The organism is Streptomyces sp. M2CJ-2, assembly GCF_016757295.1.
Lineage (GTDB): Bacteria > Actinomycetota > Actinomycetes > Streptomycetales > Streptomycetaceae > Streptomyces.
The window spans coordinates 41,946-56,924 of the sequence record NZ_JAESIF010000025.1 but is presented as its reverse complement, the minus strand read 5'-3'; the positions used below and the strand labels follow the sequence as shown (position 1 = coordinate 56,924).

General features: G+C 71.3%; 9 protein-coding genes. 4 read left to right on the top strand and 5 right to left on the bottom strand.

What is annotated here, in order from left to right; all coding sequences use genetic code 11:
* The first annotated feature begins 248 nt into the window (after nucleotides 1-248).
* Nucleotides 249-971 (top strand): FAD binding domain-containing protein, encoded by a 723-nt coding sequence (locus tag JL475_RS20030; RefSeq protein ID WP_202279166.1) that lies wholly within the window; start codon nucleotides 249-251, stop codon nucleotides 969-971.
* A gap of 52 nt (nucleotides 972-1,023) precedes the next feature.
* Here JL475_RS20030 and JL475_RS20025 read toward each other — a convergent pair whose 3' ends face one another.
* On the bottom strand, nucleotides 1,024-2,502 hold the full coding sequence (locus JL475_RS20025; RefSeq protein WP_202279165.1) for a glutamate--cysteine ligase: 1,479 nt from the start codon (nucleotides 2,500-2,502) through the stop codon (nucleotides 1,024-1,026).
* A gap of 613 nt (nucleotides 2,503-3,115) precedes the next feature.
* On the opposite strand from JL475_RS20025, the gene JL475_RS20020 reads away from it, so the two are divergent.
* Nucleotides 3,116-4,576 carry a metallophosphoesterase gene (locus JL475_RS20020; RefSeq protein ID WP_237407682.1) on the top strand — a complete coding sequence of 487 codons (1,461 nt, stop codon included), beginning with the start codon at nucleotides 3,116-3,118 and terminating at the stop codon, nucleotides 4,574-4,576.
* Nucleotides 4,577-4,898: 322 nt separating this feature from the next.
* Here the strand turns inward: JL475_RS20020 and JL475_RS20015 are convergent, their stop codons facing one another.
* Together JL475_RS20015 and JL475_RS20010 are read right to left on the bottom strand one after the other, a co-directional pair.
* Nucleotides 4,899-6,239: an MFS transporter gene (locus JL475_RS20015; RefSeq protein ID WP_202279164.1), complete on the bottom strand. Its 1,341-nt coding sequence runs from the start codon at nucleotides 6,237-6,239 to the stop codon at nucleotides 4,899-4,901.
* Entirely contained in the window at nucleotides 6,236-6,889 is a 654-nt protein-coding gene (locus JL475_RS20010; RefSeq protein ID WP_202279163.1) for a transcriptional regulator, read from the bottom strand. Before JL475_RS20010 ends, JL475_RS20015 begins: the two co-directional genes overlap by 4 nt.
* A 777-nt stretch (nucleotides 6,890-7,666) precedes the next feature.
* On the opposite strand from JL475_RS20010, the gene JL475_RS20005 reads away from it, so the two are divergent.
* Both JL475_RS20005 and JL475_RS20000 read left to right on the top strand, forming a co-directional pair.
* Entirely contained in the window at nucleotides 7,667-8,875 is a 1,209-nt protein-coding gene (locus JL475_RS20005; protein ID WP_202279162.1) for a S8 family peptidase, read from the top strand.
* Between the two features lie 198 nt (nucleotides 8,876-9,073).
* Nucleotides 9,074-12,448 carry a pyruvate carboxylase gene (locus JL475_RS20000; RefSeq protein WP_202279161.1) on the top strand — a complete coding sequence of 1,125 codons (3,375 nt, stop codon included), beginning with the start codon at nucleotides 9,074-9,076 and terminating at the stop codon, nucleotides 12,446-12,448.
* 138 nt (nucleotides 12,449-12,586) lie between these two features.
* On the opposite strand, the gene JL475_RS19995 is transcribed toward JL475_RS20000, so the two are convergent.
* Both JL475_RS19995 and JL475_RS19990 read right to left on the bottom strand, forming a co-directional pair.
* Nucleotides 12,587-13,084 (bottom strand): carboxymuconolactone decarboxylase family protein, encoded by a 498-nt coding sequence (locus JL475_RS19995; RefSeq protein ID WP_307825109.1) that lies wholly within the window; start codon nucleotides 13,082-13,084, stop codon nucleotides 12,587-12,589.
* Nucleotides 13,085-13,153: 69 nt separating this feature from the next.
* Entirely contained in the window at nucleotides 13,154-14,818 is a 1,665-nt protein-coding gene (locus JL475_RS19990; protein ID WP_202279159.1) for a CdaR family transcriptional regulator, read from the bottom strand.
* Nucleotides 14,819-14,979: the final 161 nt, after the last annotated feature.

Below are 14,979 nucleotides of genomic sequence, written 5' to 3'. Positions count from 1 at the left end.
GGTGAGGCAAGCGGTGAGGCAAGCGGTGAGGCAAGCGGTGTGGTGAGGCATGCGTTGTGTGGGACGGTCCGGAACCGGGACAGGTTGCTTCTGCCGTGCTGTCTTTCGCGGGGCGTACCTCCGGTGCGCACGGTGCATGCGTGAGCCCTGTACGCGCCCCCGTGGCCGTACGGAGAATGCAGTGTCCGTGATCATGTGCGGAGTACCCGGTTCCTTCCGCCGAAGCAGAGGAAAGCAGGTCGACTGCCGTGCTGTTGCGTCTGCCCACATCCCTGTCCGAAGCACAGAACTGTATGGCCGAGGGAGCGGTGCCCATCGGCGGAGCCACCCTCGTGTGGGCACTCTGGCAGCGGGACGGCTTCCCCGAGCAGGCGATGTCCCTGCGCAGCCTCCCGGAGGCCAATGTGCTCGAGCGCGGGGCCCTGGGCGCGGCCGTTCTGCTGCACCGGATCGACGACCGGGTGCCGGAGGTCCTGCGCGGCGCGGCCGCCACCGTGGGCACCGGCGCCGTGCGCCGGACGGCCACGGTCGGCGGCAACATCGTGGGCAGCACCCTGCGCTGCCTGCTGCCGGCGGCGCTCGTCCTGGACGCGCGCGCCACCGTGCTGGACCGGGACGGAACCTACGAGACCGATCTGGCCGAGGTGGTGGCCAAGCGCCACCTGCTGCTCAGCCTGCGCTGGCGCGACCCCGTGACGAGCGGATACCACAAGGCGCCCGGCGAGGCGGGCGGAGCACCGCCGCTCGTCGTCGCCACCGCCGTGCACGCCGAGGGCGACGGACAGCGCCGTGTCCGCGTCGCCGTCCGTGACGGCTACGAGGTGGTCGGCGGGAGCGCGCAGTGCGCGGCCGGCCCGGACGAGACGCTGGACGCCCTGGCCCGCACGGATCTCGGCTCGCTCCCTCCGGCGGCCCGGGACGTGGTGCGCCGGGAGGTGTCCGGGGTCCTCGTCCGTGCCACCGGCGGCTGACGGCACCGACGGCTCACCGCTTCAGCCGGCCATGAGGGGTGCCGGGCCCGCGTCAGTCGACGGGCCAGGTGTGCACCGGGGCGTTGAGGTGCATGTAGTCGATGTACACCTGCGTCATCCGCCGCAGGGCCTCATGGCGGCCGTATCGGGCCGAGGCGTCGATGTGGTGGAACATCTCCTTCTGCCACACCGCCCCGTTGCGCCCGGTGACGCACCGCTGCTCGATGATGCCGAGCAGCGGCTCCCGCCAGACCTCGTCCATGCCGGAGAGCTCCAGCCCGCGGTGTGCCAGCGGCAGCAGCCGCCGCAGCACGAGTTCGGGCACCGGCACCTCGCCCATCCCGGGCCAGTACAGCCGTGCCTCGATGCCGTGCCGTGCCGCCGTGTGCAGGTTCTCCTCGGCGGCCGAGAACGACATCCGTGACCACACGGGCCGTTCCTCCTCCACCAGGGCACGGGTGAGCCCGTAGTAGAAGGCGCCGTTGGCCAGCGTGTCGGCCACGGTGGGGCCGGCCGGCAGCACCCGGTTCTCCACCCGGACGTGCGGCTTGTCGTGCGCGATGGCGTAGACCGGGCGGTTCCAGCGGTAGATGGTGCCGTTGTGCAGGGTCAGCTCGCCCAGTTCGGGGGTGTCGCCGCGGTCCAGCGTCTCGGCGGGGTCCTGCTCGTCGCACAGGGGGAGCAGCGCCGGGAAGTACCGCAGGTTCTCCTCGAAGAGGTCGAAGACGCTGTTGATCCACCGCTCCCCGAACCAGACCCGGGGACGCACCCCCTGCACCTTGATCTCCTGCGGGCGGGTGTCGGTGGCCTGCTCGAACAACGGGATACGGGTCTCGTGCCACAGCTCCTTGCCGAAGAGGAAGGGCGAGTTGGCCGCCAGGGCGATCTGGACCCCCGCGATCGACTGCGCCGCGTTCCAGTAGTCGGCGAACTGCTCCGGATACACCTGGAGGTGGAACTGGGTGCTGGTGCACGCGGCCTCGGGAGTGATCGTGTCCGCGTAGGTCCGCAGCCGGTCGACGCCGTCCACCTCGATGCGCAGGTCCTCGCCCCGGGCCGCGAAGATCTGGTCGTTGAGCAGTCGGTAGCGCGGGTTCTCCGACAGCGCCGGCTCACCCACGTCCTCCTGCCGCAGCGTCGGCAGAATACCGGTCATGATCAGATGGGTGCCGACCGACTTCGCGCGTCGCTCCGCGTGATTCAGCGCGGCGCGGATCTCGGACTCCCAGGAGTCCGGACCGCCCGCCGTCAGCTGTCGGGGCGGCACGTTGATCTCCAGGTTGAACCGGCCCAGCTCCGTGGACCAGGCGGGGTCCGCGATCACTTCGAGCGCGTCGATGTTGCGCATCACCGGCTCCGCCCGGTCGTCGACCAGGTTCAGCTCGATCTCCAGCCCCACCTGGGGCCGCTCGGCCTCGAACCGTTCCTCGCGCAGCATCTGCGCGAACGTGTCGAGGCACTCCTGCATCTTGATCCGGTACCGGCGGCGGTCCTCACGGGTGAACACCAACGCCGGGACGTCGCGTCCCATCGCTCTGCCTCCCGGCTTCCCGTCCTCGGACACCTCTCCACCCCAGCGTCGCACCACCGGGCGACTCCGACCAGACGGGACGGGACTCACCGTGAAACCCAGGTACCGGGTACCTGTACGGGGTACCCATGACGCCCGACCTCCGACTCCTCGCCCTCCGCGTCCCGGCGTGTCTGCCGTCCCCGGTCGCCGTGCGGCCCCGCGCTCGTCGCGGGGCAGCCGGGCAGCCGGGCAGCGGAACGGCAGGGTGGCGCAGATCTCTCCGGTGCGTACGGCCGTGGTGGACAGCAGGCCCGTGACGAGGACCTCGCGGTGGCCCGTCGGCGGAACTCCACCGTCACCTCGGTGCCGCCCCGGCGCGTGACGACTCCGCGGATGCGCGAGACGTTCATCATCCGAAGTCGCTGCCGACCCCGCACCTTCCTCGGCGCCGCGCTCCGCGCTTGATCGTGCTGCCGAGGATCCAGCACTGCCGAGGATCCGGCAGCACCATGCGTACGCCGTTCGCTCCGGTCGCCGTGCACTGGTCGAAGGCCTCGGTGAGCATCTCCGGTATGACCCTCGGCAAGGGGACGGGCCGACGTCCAGGGTTCTCGAACGGAGAAACGCGAACATGATGCACCGGATGGTCGTCCTCGCCCTGATGAGCGTGCTGGCCGTGGCGCTCTCGGCCGGGGCAGCTCCCGCAGGGACCGCACCTCATGGTGGAGGGCCGAAGCCGCCCCCTCAACCAGGGGCCGGGCCCAGTGGCGAGGCATGGGCATGGACCCAACTGACCAGTCGCGGCACCCAGATCCGCTACGTGACCACCGACACCACCCTCACGTGCCCCACCGTGCGGTACACCGTGGGCACGACCAGGGGTTCCTTCCCGATGCACCGGGTGAGCACCCCGGTGTTGCCGCAGTTCCTCACCACCGTGTGCGAGTTGGGCGTGCCCCTCGGAGCCTCCGACGCGGTGCTCCAGCAATCGACGGTCCGGGCGGCCGTGGTGCACCCCGCGAACCGCCGGCTCCCCTTGCCGAACTGGACCGACACCACACGCCCCGGCACCATCGGCGTCATCGGCGACACCGGCTGCCGGGTCACGACGGCGGGTCCCGAACAGGACTGCGCGAACCACCAAACCGGGTGGCCGTTCCCGCAGATCGCGACCAGCGCCGCCACGGCGACGCGACCGGACCTCGTGATCCATGTCGGCGACTACCTCTACCGTGAGGACCCGAGCCAGGCGAACGACACGGCGGCCAATCCGGGCTGCACGACGAGGGCGGACAGATTCAGCTGGCCGTGCGTCGTCGCCGACTTCTTCAGACCGGCGGAAACGCTGCTGGCCGCGGCGCCGGTCGCACTGACCCGAGGCAACCACGAGGACTGCAACCCCGCGCAGCAGGGCGGCGCGGGCGGCGCGTGGTTCCGCTACCTCGCCGACGACCTCCGCGCCGACGGATCGTGCAGTCCCCACACCGCGCCCGTGGAGATCCGCGCGGGCACTCTGAACCTCGTCTCCGTGGACTCCTCGTTCGCCGACCCGGCCGACGACGGAAGCACGACGCAGCGGGCGCTCTACGCCGCGCAGTTCGAAACCGTGAACCAGGCCGCACGGCAGCATCCCACCCACGATTACTTCGTGTTCACCCACAAACCGCTGTGGATGGTGAGATCGGCCGGTCCTCCGGCTCGATGGGTGACCCGTGTCCTCGACGAAGCCGTCGCCGACACGACCCTGGGCCGGCTGGAGGACAACATCCGCATGGTGCTGTCGGGCCATGTCCACCTCTACCAGATGATCGATTTCGACACCGCCCGCCCGCCCCAGGTGACCGTGGGCTTCTCGGGCGGAGCACCACTGGACCAGGGCCCGAACGACGCAGGCGTCGTCGGACAACCGGTCGGTACGCCGCCGCAGCCCGTCCACCAGTCGATCACCCAGGGAGGGGTCTTCGGGTACGGGGTCCTGCGCGACAACGGCGCGACCTGGGACCTCACCTCTCATGACACGACCGGTGCCGTCCGCGGTCGGACCTGCACGCTGAGCGCGAGCACCGCCAACAAGTCATTCACCTGCCACTGAAGGGCGCGTCAGAAGGCCAACGACCCTGTGGGAACGATGGCGGAGACGCCTCACGGCGTCTCCGCCATCGGATACGACTCGGCTCAAGCGCCCTGGTTCCCCGCACATCCGTCCACCATCCCGCTGTCGGCCCCGCCGCCAAGATGACCCCATCGGTGTATTTCGGTCGTGCACCGCCATGCGGACCGGGCCGGCGTGCATCGTGAAGACGCTGTCGCAGCACGTCCGGCGTATCCATGCGGTGGTGGTCCAAGGCAAGCCGCTCCACTTCCCGTGGGGGAGACGCAGGTGCAAGGCCTGCCCGACGCTCCACCCGTCTCGATCAGCAGTCCCTTCTTGTCGGAGGACGAGCGGGGGAACGGGATTTCCCGGACCGCGGCTCCCCGGCGCCGCGCTCACCCGCACGGTCCATCTGACGCCATTCCGGTCTCAGCCCGGCCAGGTTCGTGGTGAGGAAGTACACGACCCCTCCACCGAGCAGCACCGGCACGAGCCCGACCGAAGCCACCGCAGCCCCGGCGATCAGCCCGCCCAGTGGCATGCCGGCCCAGGCCAGTGACGTGGTGAGCGCTTTGACCCTGCCCAGCATCCGACGGGGGATCCGTTCGAAGAGCACGGCTCCCAGCACCGGGTTGAGGAAGCCGGCGCCGAAACCGCTGAGAGCGAACACGGCCAGTACCGCCCCCATCGGCGCGTCGTGGGCGAGGATCAGGAATCTCGGCGCCCCGGCGAGCAGGAACCCGGTGAAGAACACCAGCCGGCGCCGCAGCCGGTGCGCGTACGCCGCGGCGATCAGGCTGCCGGCGACCGCCGCGATCCCCTGCACGCTCCCCAACAGGCCGATCGCACCGGGCCCGTTGCCGGACTCGTCGGCCCAGACCGGCACGAGCACCGAGTTGAACGCCGCGTCCAGCAGGTTGGTGACGGCGACCATGAAAGCGATCGTCAGCAGCAACAGGTCACCGCGGAGGAACGTGAAGCCCGCCGCGAACCGTCGCCAGTAGCTCGGTTCCGGCGCACCGGCCTGCGACGGAGACGCGGTGGCGCGCCCCATGCCGCGAGGCAGCGACAGCCCGATGATCACCGAACCGAGGGCGAAGCAGCCGGCGTTGGCGGTCAGCGCTGTCAGGGGACCGAGCAGCGCCACCAGGGCGCCGCCGGCCGCCAGGCCGACGGTGGAGGCCAGGCGTTCGGTCACCCCTGACAGACCGGTGGCCCGTTCCAGCGGTACCCGGCCGCGCTCGGCCGCCTCCGGCACCATGACCTCCTTGGCCAGGTCACCGGGGCCCCGGGCCGCGCCGATCAGTGCGACCAGGGCCAGCAGAAGGGGGAAGGAGAGCAGGTCCAGGGCGTGGAGGAGGGGAACCGCGGCGGCCGCGGCCGCGCTCGCCAGGTCGGCGGTCCAGGAAACGGTCCGTGGGCCGATCCGGTCCACCAGGGGGCCGGTGAGCGCCTTGACCACCACGTAGGGGGTCATCTCGCAGAAGGCGACCAGCCCGGTCCGGGTGGCGCTGCCCGTCGTGACGAGGACGAACCAGGGCAGTGCCACGACGGAGATCCTGGTGCCGGTCTGCGAGACGGCGACGGCCGTCAGGACCCCTCCCAGGGGCCGTAAGGACCGTGTGCCGGATGGGCCGGCGGCGCCCGGGAAACCGTCGGTCATGACGGCTCCGTGCCTGTTGTCCCCGCGCCCGCCGTGTCTCCGGACGCGTCGAGTTCGGGCAGCAGGTACGTGATCACGGCGACCCGTTCGGCTCCCTCGGGGGCGTTTGCCGCCGACTCCGGCCCGTCCCGCCGGTAGCGGGTGATGACAGCCTTCAACTCCTGCTGCAGGGCACCGGTTTCCTCGGGCGTGAGCCGCAGGGCCCAGTCGCTCATGTCCAGGGTGTCGCGCCATGCGTGGGGCATCGTCTGGAGTTCGTTCAGCGTCTGCTGGGTCCGCAGGGAGTAGAGGGCGGCGACGGACTGCAGGTAGGTCAGCGTGGCCTCGGGCTCCCGCTCGGCCAGGTCCGTGGTGTTGAACCATGTCGTCCGGTGCACCGAACGCCACCAGCGCTCGCGCGCGTTGCCGCGTTCCGTGTCCTCCTCGACGAAGCCGGCCGCGCCGAGCCGGCGCAGGTGGTAGCTCGCCGTACCGGAGTTCACGCCCAGCCGCTCCGCGAGACGGGTCGCCGTCGACGGGCCGTACTTCCGCAGCAGCCCGACCACCTGCACGCGCACCGGATGGGCCAGAGCGCGGAGCCCCTTGGCATCCAGAACCACCGCGTCCGCTGCGACGTGCGAGCCCTCGGGGCTCGCGCTCGTGTCAGTCATGTCACTCAACCTAGACCGCGAACAGTTCTTCGCGAAGACATCTTCGCGAAGAACTGTTCGCGGTTTTCCGGAGCACCCTTCGAGGGGGCGTGTGGTGAGGCCTCTTATGCCTACTGGGCGTCGGGGGTCGGTTCCCACGAGGCCGAGCCGGTAGCCGGTCGGCACGGGCGCCCTGGCGGCGGTGGGCACGGCGAGGCCCTACTCGATCTCGGTGCGCCGAGTCGTCGGGGGCGGGCCGGTCCAGGCGGTTCGCCGTGCGGATCGCCTCGGTCGGCCCACGTAGGTCCTGGTCCTCGGTGCGGTCCGCCAAGTCACTGGTGGAATCGGACAGTTCGCTGGTCCGGGCGCGCCGGGCAGGGCGCTGCGGCGGTGGTCGGCGGGGTGCAGGGCGTCGGCGAGATGTCCTCGATCTGGCTCGTCAGGCCCAGTGACTCCATGGTGCGCACGTCGACTCGGACGACAGCCGCTCCGGGCGTTCCTTCGGTGGTGGTCGTGATTTCAGGCGTATGACGTCCGGCCCGGTGAGGGTTGGGTGAGGGGATGGTCACACATTTTGTGCAGTCGTTGATTGGCTGTTCAATCAATGCGCTCAGCTCGGCTCTTGAGCGGCGGTTGCCCCGGATATGGGCGGATCCTGTGGAGAAGTGCCGTGACATCAGGCCCGCCGTCGAACGCCAGTATTGAACTGGCCGTGACAAGTAGTCAGTCTTCTCGTCATCTTCGGTGCAACGCCGCGCCGGAGAGCAATCCCCCCACCTGGCGAGGAGACCCCTCTTCATGACGCACCAGATGCGCGTCGGCGCACTGAAGGTCACCGCTGCGACGTTCGCTGTGACGGCCGCGACCACGACAGCCCTGCTCATGGCGCCGTCCGCCCACGCCAACGCGCCTGTCCAAGGCACCGTCCACGGCCTGAACGCCGAAGGAGCCGTCGCCGGCAGTTACATCGTCCTGCTGGGAGAGCAGACTTCTTCCGCAGGCCAGAAGGACCTGGCCCGGCAATACGGCGGCACGCTCAGCCGGTCCTACACAGCGGCCGTCGACGGCTTCGCCGCGACCGGCCTGACCGAGTCCGAGGCCAGGAGCCTCGCGGCCGACCCCGCGGTCGGCGCCGTGGTGGCCAACCGCGTGCTCCACACCACCGCCACCCAGGACAACCCGCCCTCCTGGGGCCTTGACCGGGTCGACCAGGAGGACACCGCCGGCGACAGCAAGTACACCTACCCCGACAGCGCCGGAGAGGGCGTCACCGCCTACGTCATCGACACCGGTGTGCGCATCACGCACGAGGACTTCCAGGGCCGGGCCGTCCACGGCTTCGACGCCGTCGACAACGACAACACCGCGGACGACGGCAACGGCCACGGCACGCACGTCGCCGCCACCATCGCCGGCGCCGAGCACGGTGTGGCCAAGAAGGCCGACATCGTGGCCGTCAGAGTCCTGGACGACAACGGCTCCGGAACCACCGAGCAGGTCATCGCCGGCATCGACTGGGTCACGGAGAACCACCGAGGGCCCTCCGTGGCCAACATGAGCCTGGGTGGCAGCGCCGACCCCGCCCTGGACGCGGCGGTCAGCAAGGCCATCGCCTCCGGAGTCACCTTCGCCGTCGCGGCCGGCAACGAGTCCACCGACGCCGGACAGGGCTCACCTGCCCGCGTACCGGAGGCCCTCACCGTCGCCTCCAGCACCGAGGCCGACGCCCAGTCCGACTTCTCCAACCACGGCTCGGTCGTCGACCTCTACGCGCCGGGCTCCGACATCACCTCGGCCTGGAACGACAGTGACCAGGGCACCAGGACGATATCCGGCACCTCGATGGCCGCCCCCCACGTCACCGGCGCGGCCGCCGTGTACTTGACCGGCCACCCCGACGCCGCCCCCGCGGCCGTGGCGTCGGCGCTGACCGGCGCGGCCACCACTGACAAGATCAGCAATCCCGGCTCCGGCACACCGAACAAGCTGCTGAAGATCACGGAGTAGCACGCCCCCGGCGTGCGGCCACCGGCATCCGCGGGCGGCCCGAGGGGTCACGGAGGACACGATCCTCTGTGGCCCCTTCGCCGGTGCCCGTATGCTCCCCGCCGAACACCTTTTGGTGAGTGGCCCGGCTCACATGGCGTAGTGGGCGCGGCACCGACACCATGGTCTTCGTCACCCGGCAGGCTGAAGGGATCGAGAATGTTCCGCAAGGTGCTGGTAGCCAACCGTGGTGAGATCGCGATTCGGGCGTTTCGTGCGGGCTACGAGCTGGGCGCCCGAACCGTCGCGGTCTTTCCGCACGAGGACCGCAACTCGCTGCACCGGCTCAAGGCGGACGAGGCGTACGAGATCGGGCAGCCGGGGCATCCGGTGCGCGCCTACCTCTCCGTCGAGGAGATCGTCGGCGCGGCGCGCCGGGCGGGGGCCGACGCCGTCTACCCGGGGTACGGATTCCTGTCCGAGAATCCCGAGCTGGCTCTCGCCTGCGAGGACGCGGGCATCACGTTCGTCGGACCGGACGCACGGATCCTGGAACTGACCGGGAACAAGGCCCGCGCGGTGGCCGCGGCCCGTGAGGCGGGCGTGCCGGTGCTCGGGTCCTCGGCGCCCTCCACCGACGTGGACGAACTCGTCCGTGCCGCCGACGACATCGGCTTCCCCGTGTTCGTCAAGGCGGTCGCCGGCGGCGGCGGGCGCGGAATGCGCCGCGTGGAGGGCCCCGCCCAGCTGCGGGAGGCCGTCGAGGCCGCCTCCCGGGAGGCCGAGTCCGCGTTCGGCGACCCCACGGTCTTCCTGGAGAAGGCCGTCGTCGAACCCCGCCACATCGAGGTGCAGATCCTCGCCGACGGCGAGGGCAACGTCATTCACCTGTTCGAGCGCGACTGCTCGCTGCAGCGCCGCCACCAGAAGGTGATCGAACTCGCGCCCGCGCCGAACCTCGACCCGGAGCTGCGGGACCGGATCTGTGCCGACGCCGTGCGCTTCGCCCGCCGGATCGGCTACCGCAACGCCGGGACCGTGGAATTCCTCGTCGACCGCGACGGGAACCACGTCTTCATCGAGATGAACCCGCGCATCCAGGTCGAACACACCGTGACCGAAGAGGTCACCGACGTCGACCTCGTGCAGGCGCAACTGCGCATCGCCGCCGGTGAGACGCTGGCCGACCTCGGCCTCGCCCAGGAGAACATCACCCTGCGGGGCGCCGCGCTGCAGTGCCGCATCACCACCGAGGACCCGGCCAACGGCTTCCGCCCCGACACCGGGCGGATCAGCGCCTACCGCTCACCCGGCGGCTCCGGCATCCGCCTGGACGGCGGCACCACCCACGCCGGTACGGAGATCAGCGCCCACTTCGACTCGATGCTGGTGAAACTGACCTGCCGGGGCCGGGACTTCACCACCGCGGCCAACCGGGCCCGGCGTGCCGTGGCCGAGTTCCGCATCCGCGGCGTCGCCACGAACATCCCCTTCCTGCAGGCCGTGCTGGACGACCCGGTCTTCCAGGCCGGACAGGTCACCACGTCGTTCATCGAGCAGCGTCCGCACCTGCTCACCGCACGCCACTCCGCCGACCGCGGCACGAAGTTGCTGACCTACCTCGCCGACGTCACGGTCAACAAGCCGCACGGCGAGCGGCCCGAACTGATCGATCCGATGAGCAAGCTGCCCCGGCTGCTTCCCGGCGAGCCGGCGGCCGGGTCCCGGCAGCGGCTCGCCGAACTCGGTCCCGAGGGCTTCGCCCGCTGGCTGCGCGCGTCACCGACCGTCGGCGTCACCGACACCACCTTCCGCGACGCCCACCAGTCGCTGCTCGCCACCCGGGTCCGCACCAAGGACCTGCTCGCCGTCGCCCCGGTGGTGGCGCGCACCCTGCCCGAACTGCTCTCCCTGGAGTGCTGGGGCGGTGCCACCTACGACGTCGCCCTGCGTTTCCTCGCCGAGGACCCGTGGGAGCGCCTGGCCGCCCTGCGGGAAGCCGTACCGAACATCTGCCTGCAGATGCTGCTGCGCGGCCGCAACACCGTGGGCTACACGCCGTACCCGACCGAGGTGACCGACGCCTTCGTCCAGGAGGCAGCGGCCACCGGCATCGACGTCTTCCGCATCTTCGACGCGCTGAACGACGTCGCCCAGATGCGGCCCGCCATCGACGCCGTACGCGAGACCGGGACGGCGGTCGCGGAGGTCGCCCTGTGCTACACCGCCGACCTGTCCGACCCGTCCGAGCGGCTCTACACCCTGGACTACTACCTGCGCCTGGCCGAGCAGATCGTCGACGCGGGCGCGCACGTCCTGGCCGTCAAGGACATGGCCGGCCTGCTCCGGGCACCCGCCGCGGCGACCCTGGTGTCGGCCCTGCGCCGGGAGTTCGACCTGCCGGTCCACCTGCACACCCATGACACCTCCGGCGGTCAGCTCGCCACCTACCTCGCCGCGATCCAGGCCGGAGCGGACGCGGTCGACGGGGCGGTGGCGTCCATGGCGGGCACCACCTCGCAGCCGTCCCTGTCGGCGATCGTCGCGGCGACCGACCACTCGGAGCGGCCCACCGGCCTCGACCTCCAGGCCGTCGGCGACCTGGAGCCGTACTGGGAGAGCGTCCGCAAGGTCTACGCCCCCTTCGAGGCGGGCCTGGCCTCACCCACCGGCCGTGTCTACCACCACGAGATCCCCGGCGGGCAGCTCTCCAACCTGCGCACCCAGGCCATCGCCCTGGGCCTGGGCGACCGCTTCGAGGACATCGAGGCGATGTACGCCGCCGCCGACCGGATGCTCGGCCGCCTGGTGAAGGTCACCCCCTCCTCGAAGGTGGTCGGTGACCTGGCACTGCACCTGGTGGGCGCCGGGGTGTCCCCGCAGGACTTCGAGCAGGATCCGGACCGGTTCGACATCCCCGACTCCGTCATCGGCTTCCTGCGCGGCGAACTGGGCACCCCGCCCGGCGGTTGGCCGGAGCCCTTCCGGACCAAGGCCCTGCGGGGCCGCGCCGACGCCAAGCCCGTGCGGGAACTGACCGCCGACGACCGTGCCGGACTGGCGAAGGACCGTCGGGCCACGCTCAACCGGCTGCTGTTCGCCGGTCCGGCCCGCGAGTTCGAGACCCACCGCCAGACCTTCGGCGACACCAGCGTCCTGGACAGCAAGGACTTCTTCTACGGGCTGCGCCCCGGCAAGGAGTACACCGTCGACCTCGACCCCGGGGTGCGGCTGCTCATCGAGCTCCAGGCCGTGGGCGACGCCGACGAGCGCGGCATGCGCACGGTGATGTCCACCCTGAACGGTCAGCTGCGGCCGATCCAGGTCCGCGACCGGGCGGCGGCCTCCGACGTCCCGGCCACCGAGAAGGCCGACCGGACCGACCCCGGCCATGTCGCGGCGCCGTTCGCCGGAGTGGTGACCCTCGCGGTCGCCGAGGGCGACGAGGTGGACGCGGGGGCCACGGTGGCCACCATCGAGGCGATGAAGATGGAAGCCGCGATCACCGCCCCGAAGTCCGGCACGGTGAGCCGGCTGGCCATCAACCGCATCCAGCAGGTGGAGGGCGGCGACCTCCTCGTGGAACTCGCCTGACCCGACCGCAGGCCGTGGACGTCCCCGCTCGGCCGAGGAATTCGCTCAGCGGCGGCGGGAGCGGGGACGTCCGCCGCTCCGGAACCGGCCCCGCTCCCGCGAGGCCGGGGTGACGGCGCCGGCGGGTTCCCGGGGCGTTCAGTCGGTCGGTGGCGCGGTGCGGCTGCGCACCGGGTGCTTGCTCAGGACGGAGACCCGGTTGAAGGCGTTCATGGTGATCGCCACCCAGATCACGGCGGAGATCTCGTCCTCCGACAGCACGGAGCGCGCGAGCGCGTACGCGGTGCTCTGCGCGTCGGCGTCCGTGGGCAGGGTGGTGGCCTCGGCGAGTGCCAGCGCGGCGCGCTCGCGCGGATGGAACAGTTCGGTGTCGCGCCAGGCGGCCAGCACGCCCAGGCGCTGTGTGGTCTCGCCGGCGCGCAGCGCCCGCGTGGTGTGCAGGCTGAGGCAGAACGCGCAGGCGTTGAGCTGGGAGACCCGGATGTTGATCAGCTCGACGAGGACGCGGTCCAGACCGGCGTCGGCCGCGACCTCGCGCACCGCCTCGGCCGTGGCCGCCAGCGCGCGATAGGCGGCCGGGCTCTGCTTGTCGACGGACACCCGCTGGTCCGTGGTCTCCGCTGCCGCCTGGGTCACGTGAACTCCTTCATCGCGCGGTGGCTGAACCTCCGTTCCTATCATCCATGATTGTTGAAAAATGTAGTTTCATCGGCCGGCCGGACGCGGTCCCTCGCCCATCGCCGTGAGCTGCAGCCGCAGTGCCAGCCGCACCCGGGGCGAGGACAGGTCCACCGGGGCCACCTCGTCGAGCTTGCGCAGCCGGTAGCGCAGCGTGTTGGGATGGATCCGCAACAGCCGCGCGGCGCTCTGCGGGTCACCGAAGTGGTCCAGCCAGGCCGCGAGCGTCGTCCGATACGGCGTGCCGTGCTCCTCGTCGTGCGCACGCAGCGCGGCGAGCGGCCCGCCGAGCAGGCCCGTGTCGATCCCGACGGCCGCCGTGGCACGCTCCACGACGACGGTGTCCCAGGCGTCCTCCATCAGGACGATCCCCGTCCGGTCGGGGAGCGGGAGCCGGCCGGTGCCGATCAGCCGGTGGAGTTCGCCGGCCTCCGCGGTGGCACGGGGCAACTGGTCGGGGGAGCGGGCGGGGCAGCCCGCCGCGGCATACAGACCCGGGTCATGGGTGTGGACCTCACGCAGCACATGCCGAAGCCAGTCCAGGGTGCCCGCACCGGCATCGGCCATACCCCCGGCGGTGACGGGGCGCCTGCCCCGCGGCCGCTCGACGACCAGGCCGAACAGCAGCCCGTCGAGGTCGGTCAGCAGGGGCTGGTGCCAGCCGAAGCGGAGTGCGACCGATTCCCACAGATCCAGTTGCCTGCGTATGTCGGTCCCGTCGGGTGATCCGAAGGCCACCACCCGCCAGGGACCCGCCGGCAGCGCGTGCGCCGCGCCCGGACCAGGCGCCCCCGGACCGGGCGCGGCGCCCGAACCGTTGCCGGAGGCGGCCCCCTCGCGCAGGGTCACCCGCAGCTGACCCGTCGAGACCCGCCGTGCGATACCGGCCTCGGCCCGCAGCCGCAGCAGGTGCAGGGCGAGGACCGAGGCCACGTCGCTGAGCTCCCGGATGCGTTCCGGGGGGACCGGGGAGCGGACCACCGCCCAGATCGAGCCGAGCCACTCGCCGCCGGCCCGTACCGGGATGATCAGCCGGGGCAGGGTGCCGTCGGGGCCGGCCGGGGTCCAGATGGGGTCGCTGGAGCGGGCGAGCCTGCGGAAGACACCGCCGGCCCGGAAATGGGTGAGGGTCTCCGGGGGCACACGCCGACCCACGATGGTGGAGACGCGCGCCGGATCCGTCGTGTCCTGCCGCGCGGAGTAGGCGAGAACCCGGGACTGCGCGTCCTCCACCGTCACCGGCGCGTCGATGATCTCGGCCGCCGCGTCGGCCAGCGCGAACAGGTCGACGTGCGGCCCGGGACTGCCGAGGCGACTGGTGTCGGGCGCGGAGGCCCGGTCGATGACACCCCGCAGCAGCCAGACGACATGCGCCCACGACGTGTGCGGCTGCAGCTCGACCAGCGCGGGGCCCGCCAGCTCGCGGGCGGCACGGGCCACCTGAGGATCACCGGCGAAGGGGCTCTTGAGCACGACGCCCCCGGCCGCCGCCCGGGCGGCCCGTTCCAGCAGGGCGACGGCCCCGGTCCGGTCGGCCACGCCCACCCCCAGGACGAGCTCTCCCGGCTGCCCCACCGCATCCCCGGGCTCGGCCAGGGCGACGTCGTGCACTTCGGCGTTCCCGGCCGCCACGACGGTACGGAGAAACCCGGCACCCAGGGAATCCACCAGATCGGTGACCGTGATCATCATCGGCCCCCAGCGGCACGACGGCAGCAGCTCATGAACAGGGTCATGCCCCCATTGTGACCCGGAGGCATGGTTCCCGGCGCACCACGTGTGAGGCCCCCATTGGCCGTACAGCACAAAGACAACGGCACGGCCCGGGCTCACCATCGAAGACACCACCGCCT

Coding starts and splice junctions, on each gene's coding strand:
- JL475_RS20025 (WP_202279165.1), bottom strand. CDS start 2,502: ATGGGACGCGACGTCCCGGCGTTGGTGTTCACCCGTGAGGACCGCCGC.
- JL475_RS20020 (WP_237407682.1), top strand. CDS start 3,116: ATGATGCACCGGATGGTCGTCCTCGCCCTGATGAGCGTGCTGGCCGTG.
- JL475_RS20015 (WP_202279164.1), bottom strand. CDS start 6,239: ATGACCGACGGTTTCCCGGGCGCCGCCGGCCCATCCGGCACACGGTCC.
- JL475_RS20010 (WP_202279163.1), bottom strand. CDS start 6,889: ATGACTGACACGAGCGCGAGCCCCGAGGGCTCGCACGTCGCAGCGGAC.
- JL475_RS20005 (WP_202279162.1), top strand. CDS start 7,667: ATGACGCACCAGATGCGCGTCGGCGCACTGAAGGTCACCGCTGCGACG.
- JL475_RS20000 (WP_202279161.1), top strand. CDS start 9,074: ATGTTCCGCAAGGTGCTGGTAGCCAACCGTGGTGAGATCGCGATTCGG.
- JL475_RS19990 (WP_202279159.1), bottom strand. CDS start 14,818: ATGATGATCACGGTCACCGATCTGGTGGATTCCCTGGGTGCCGGGTTT.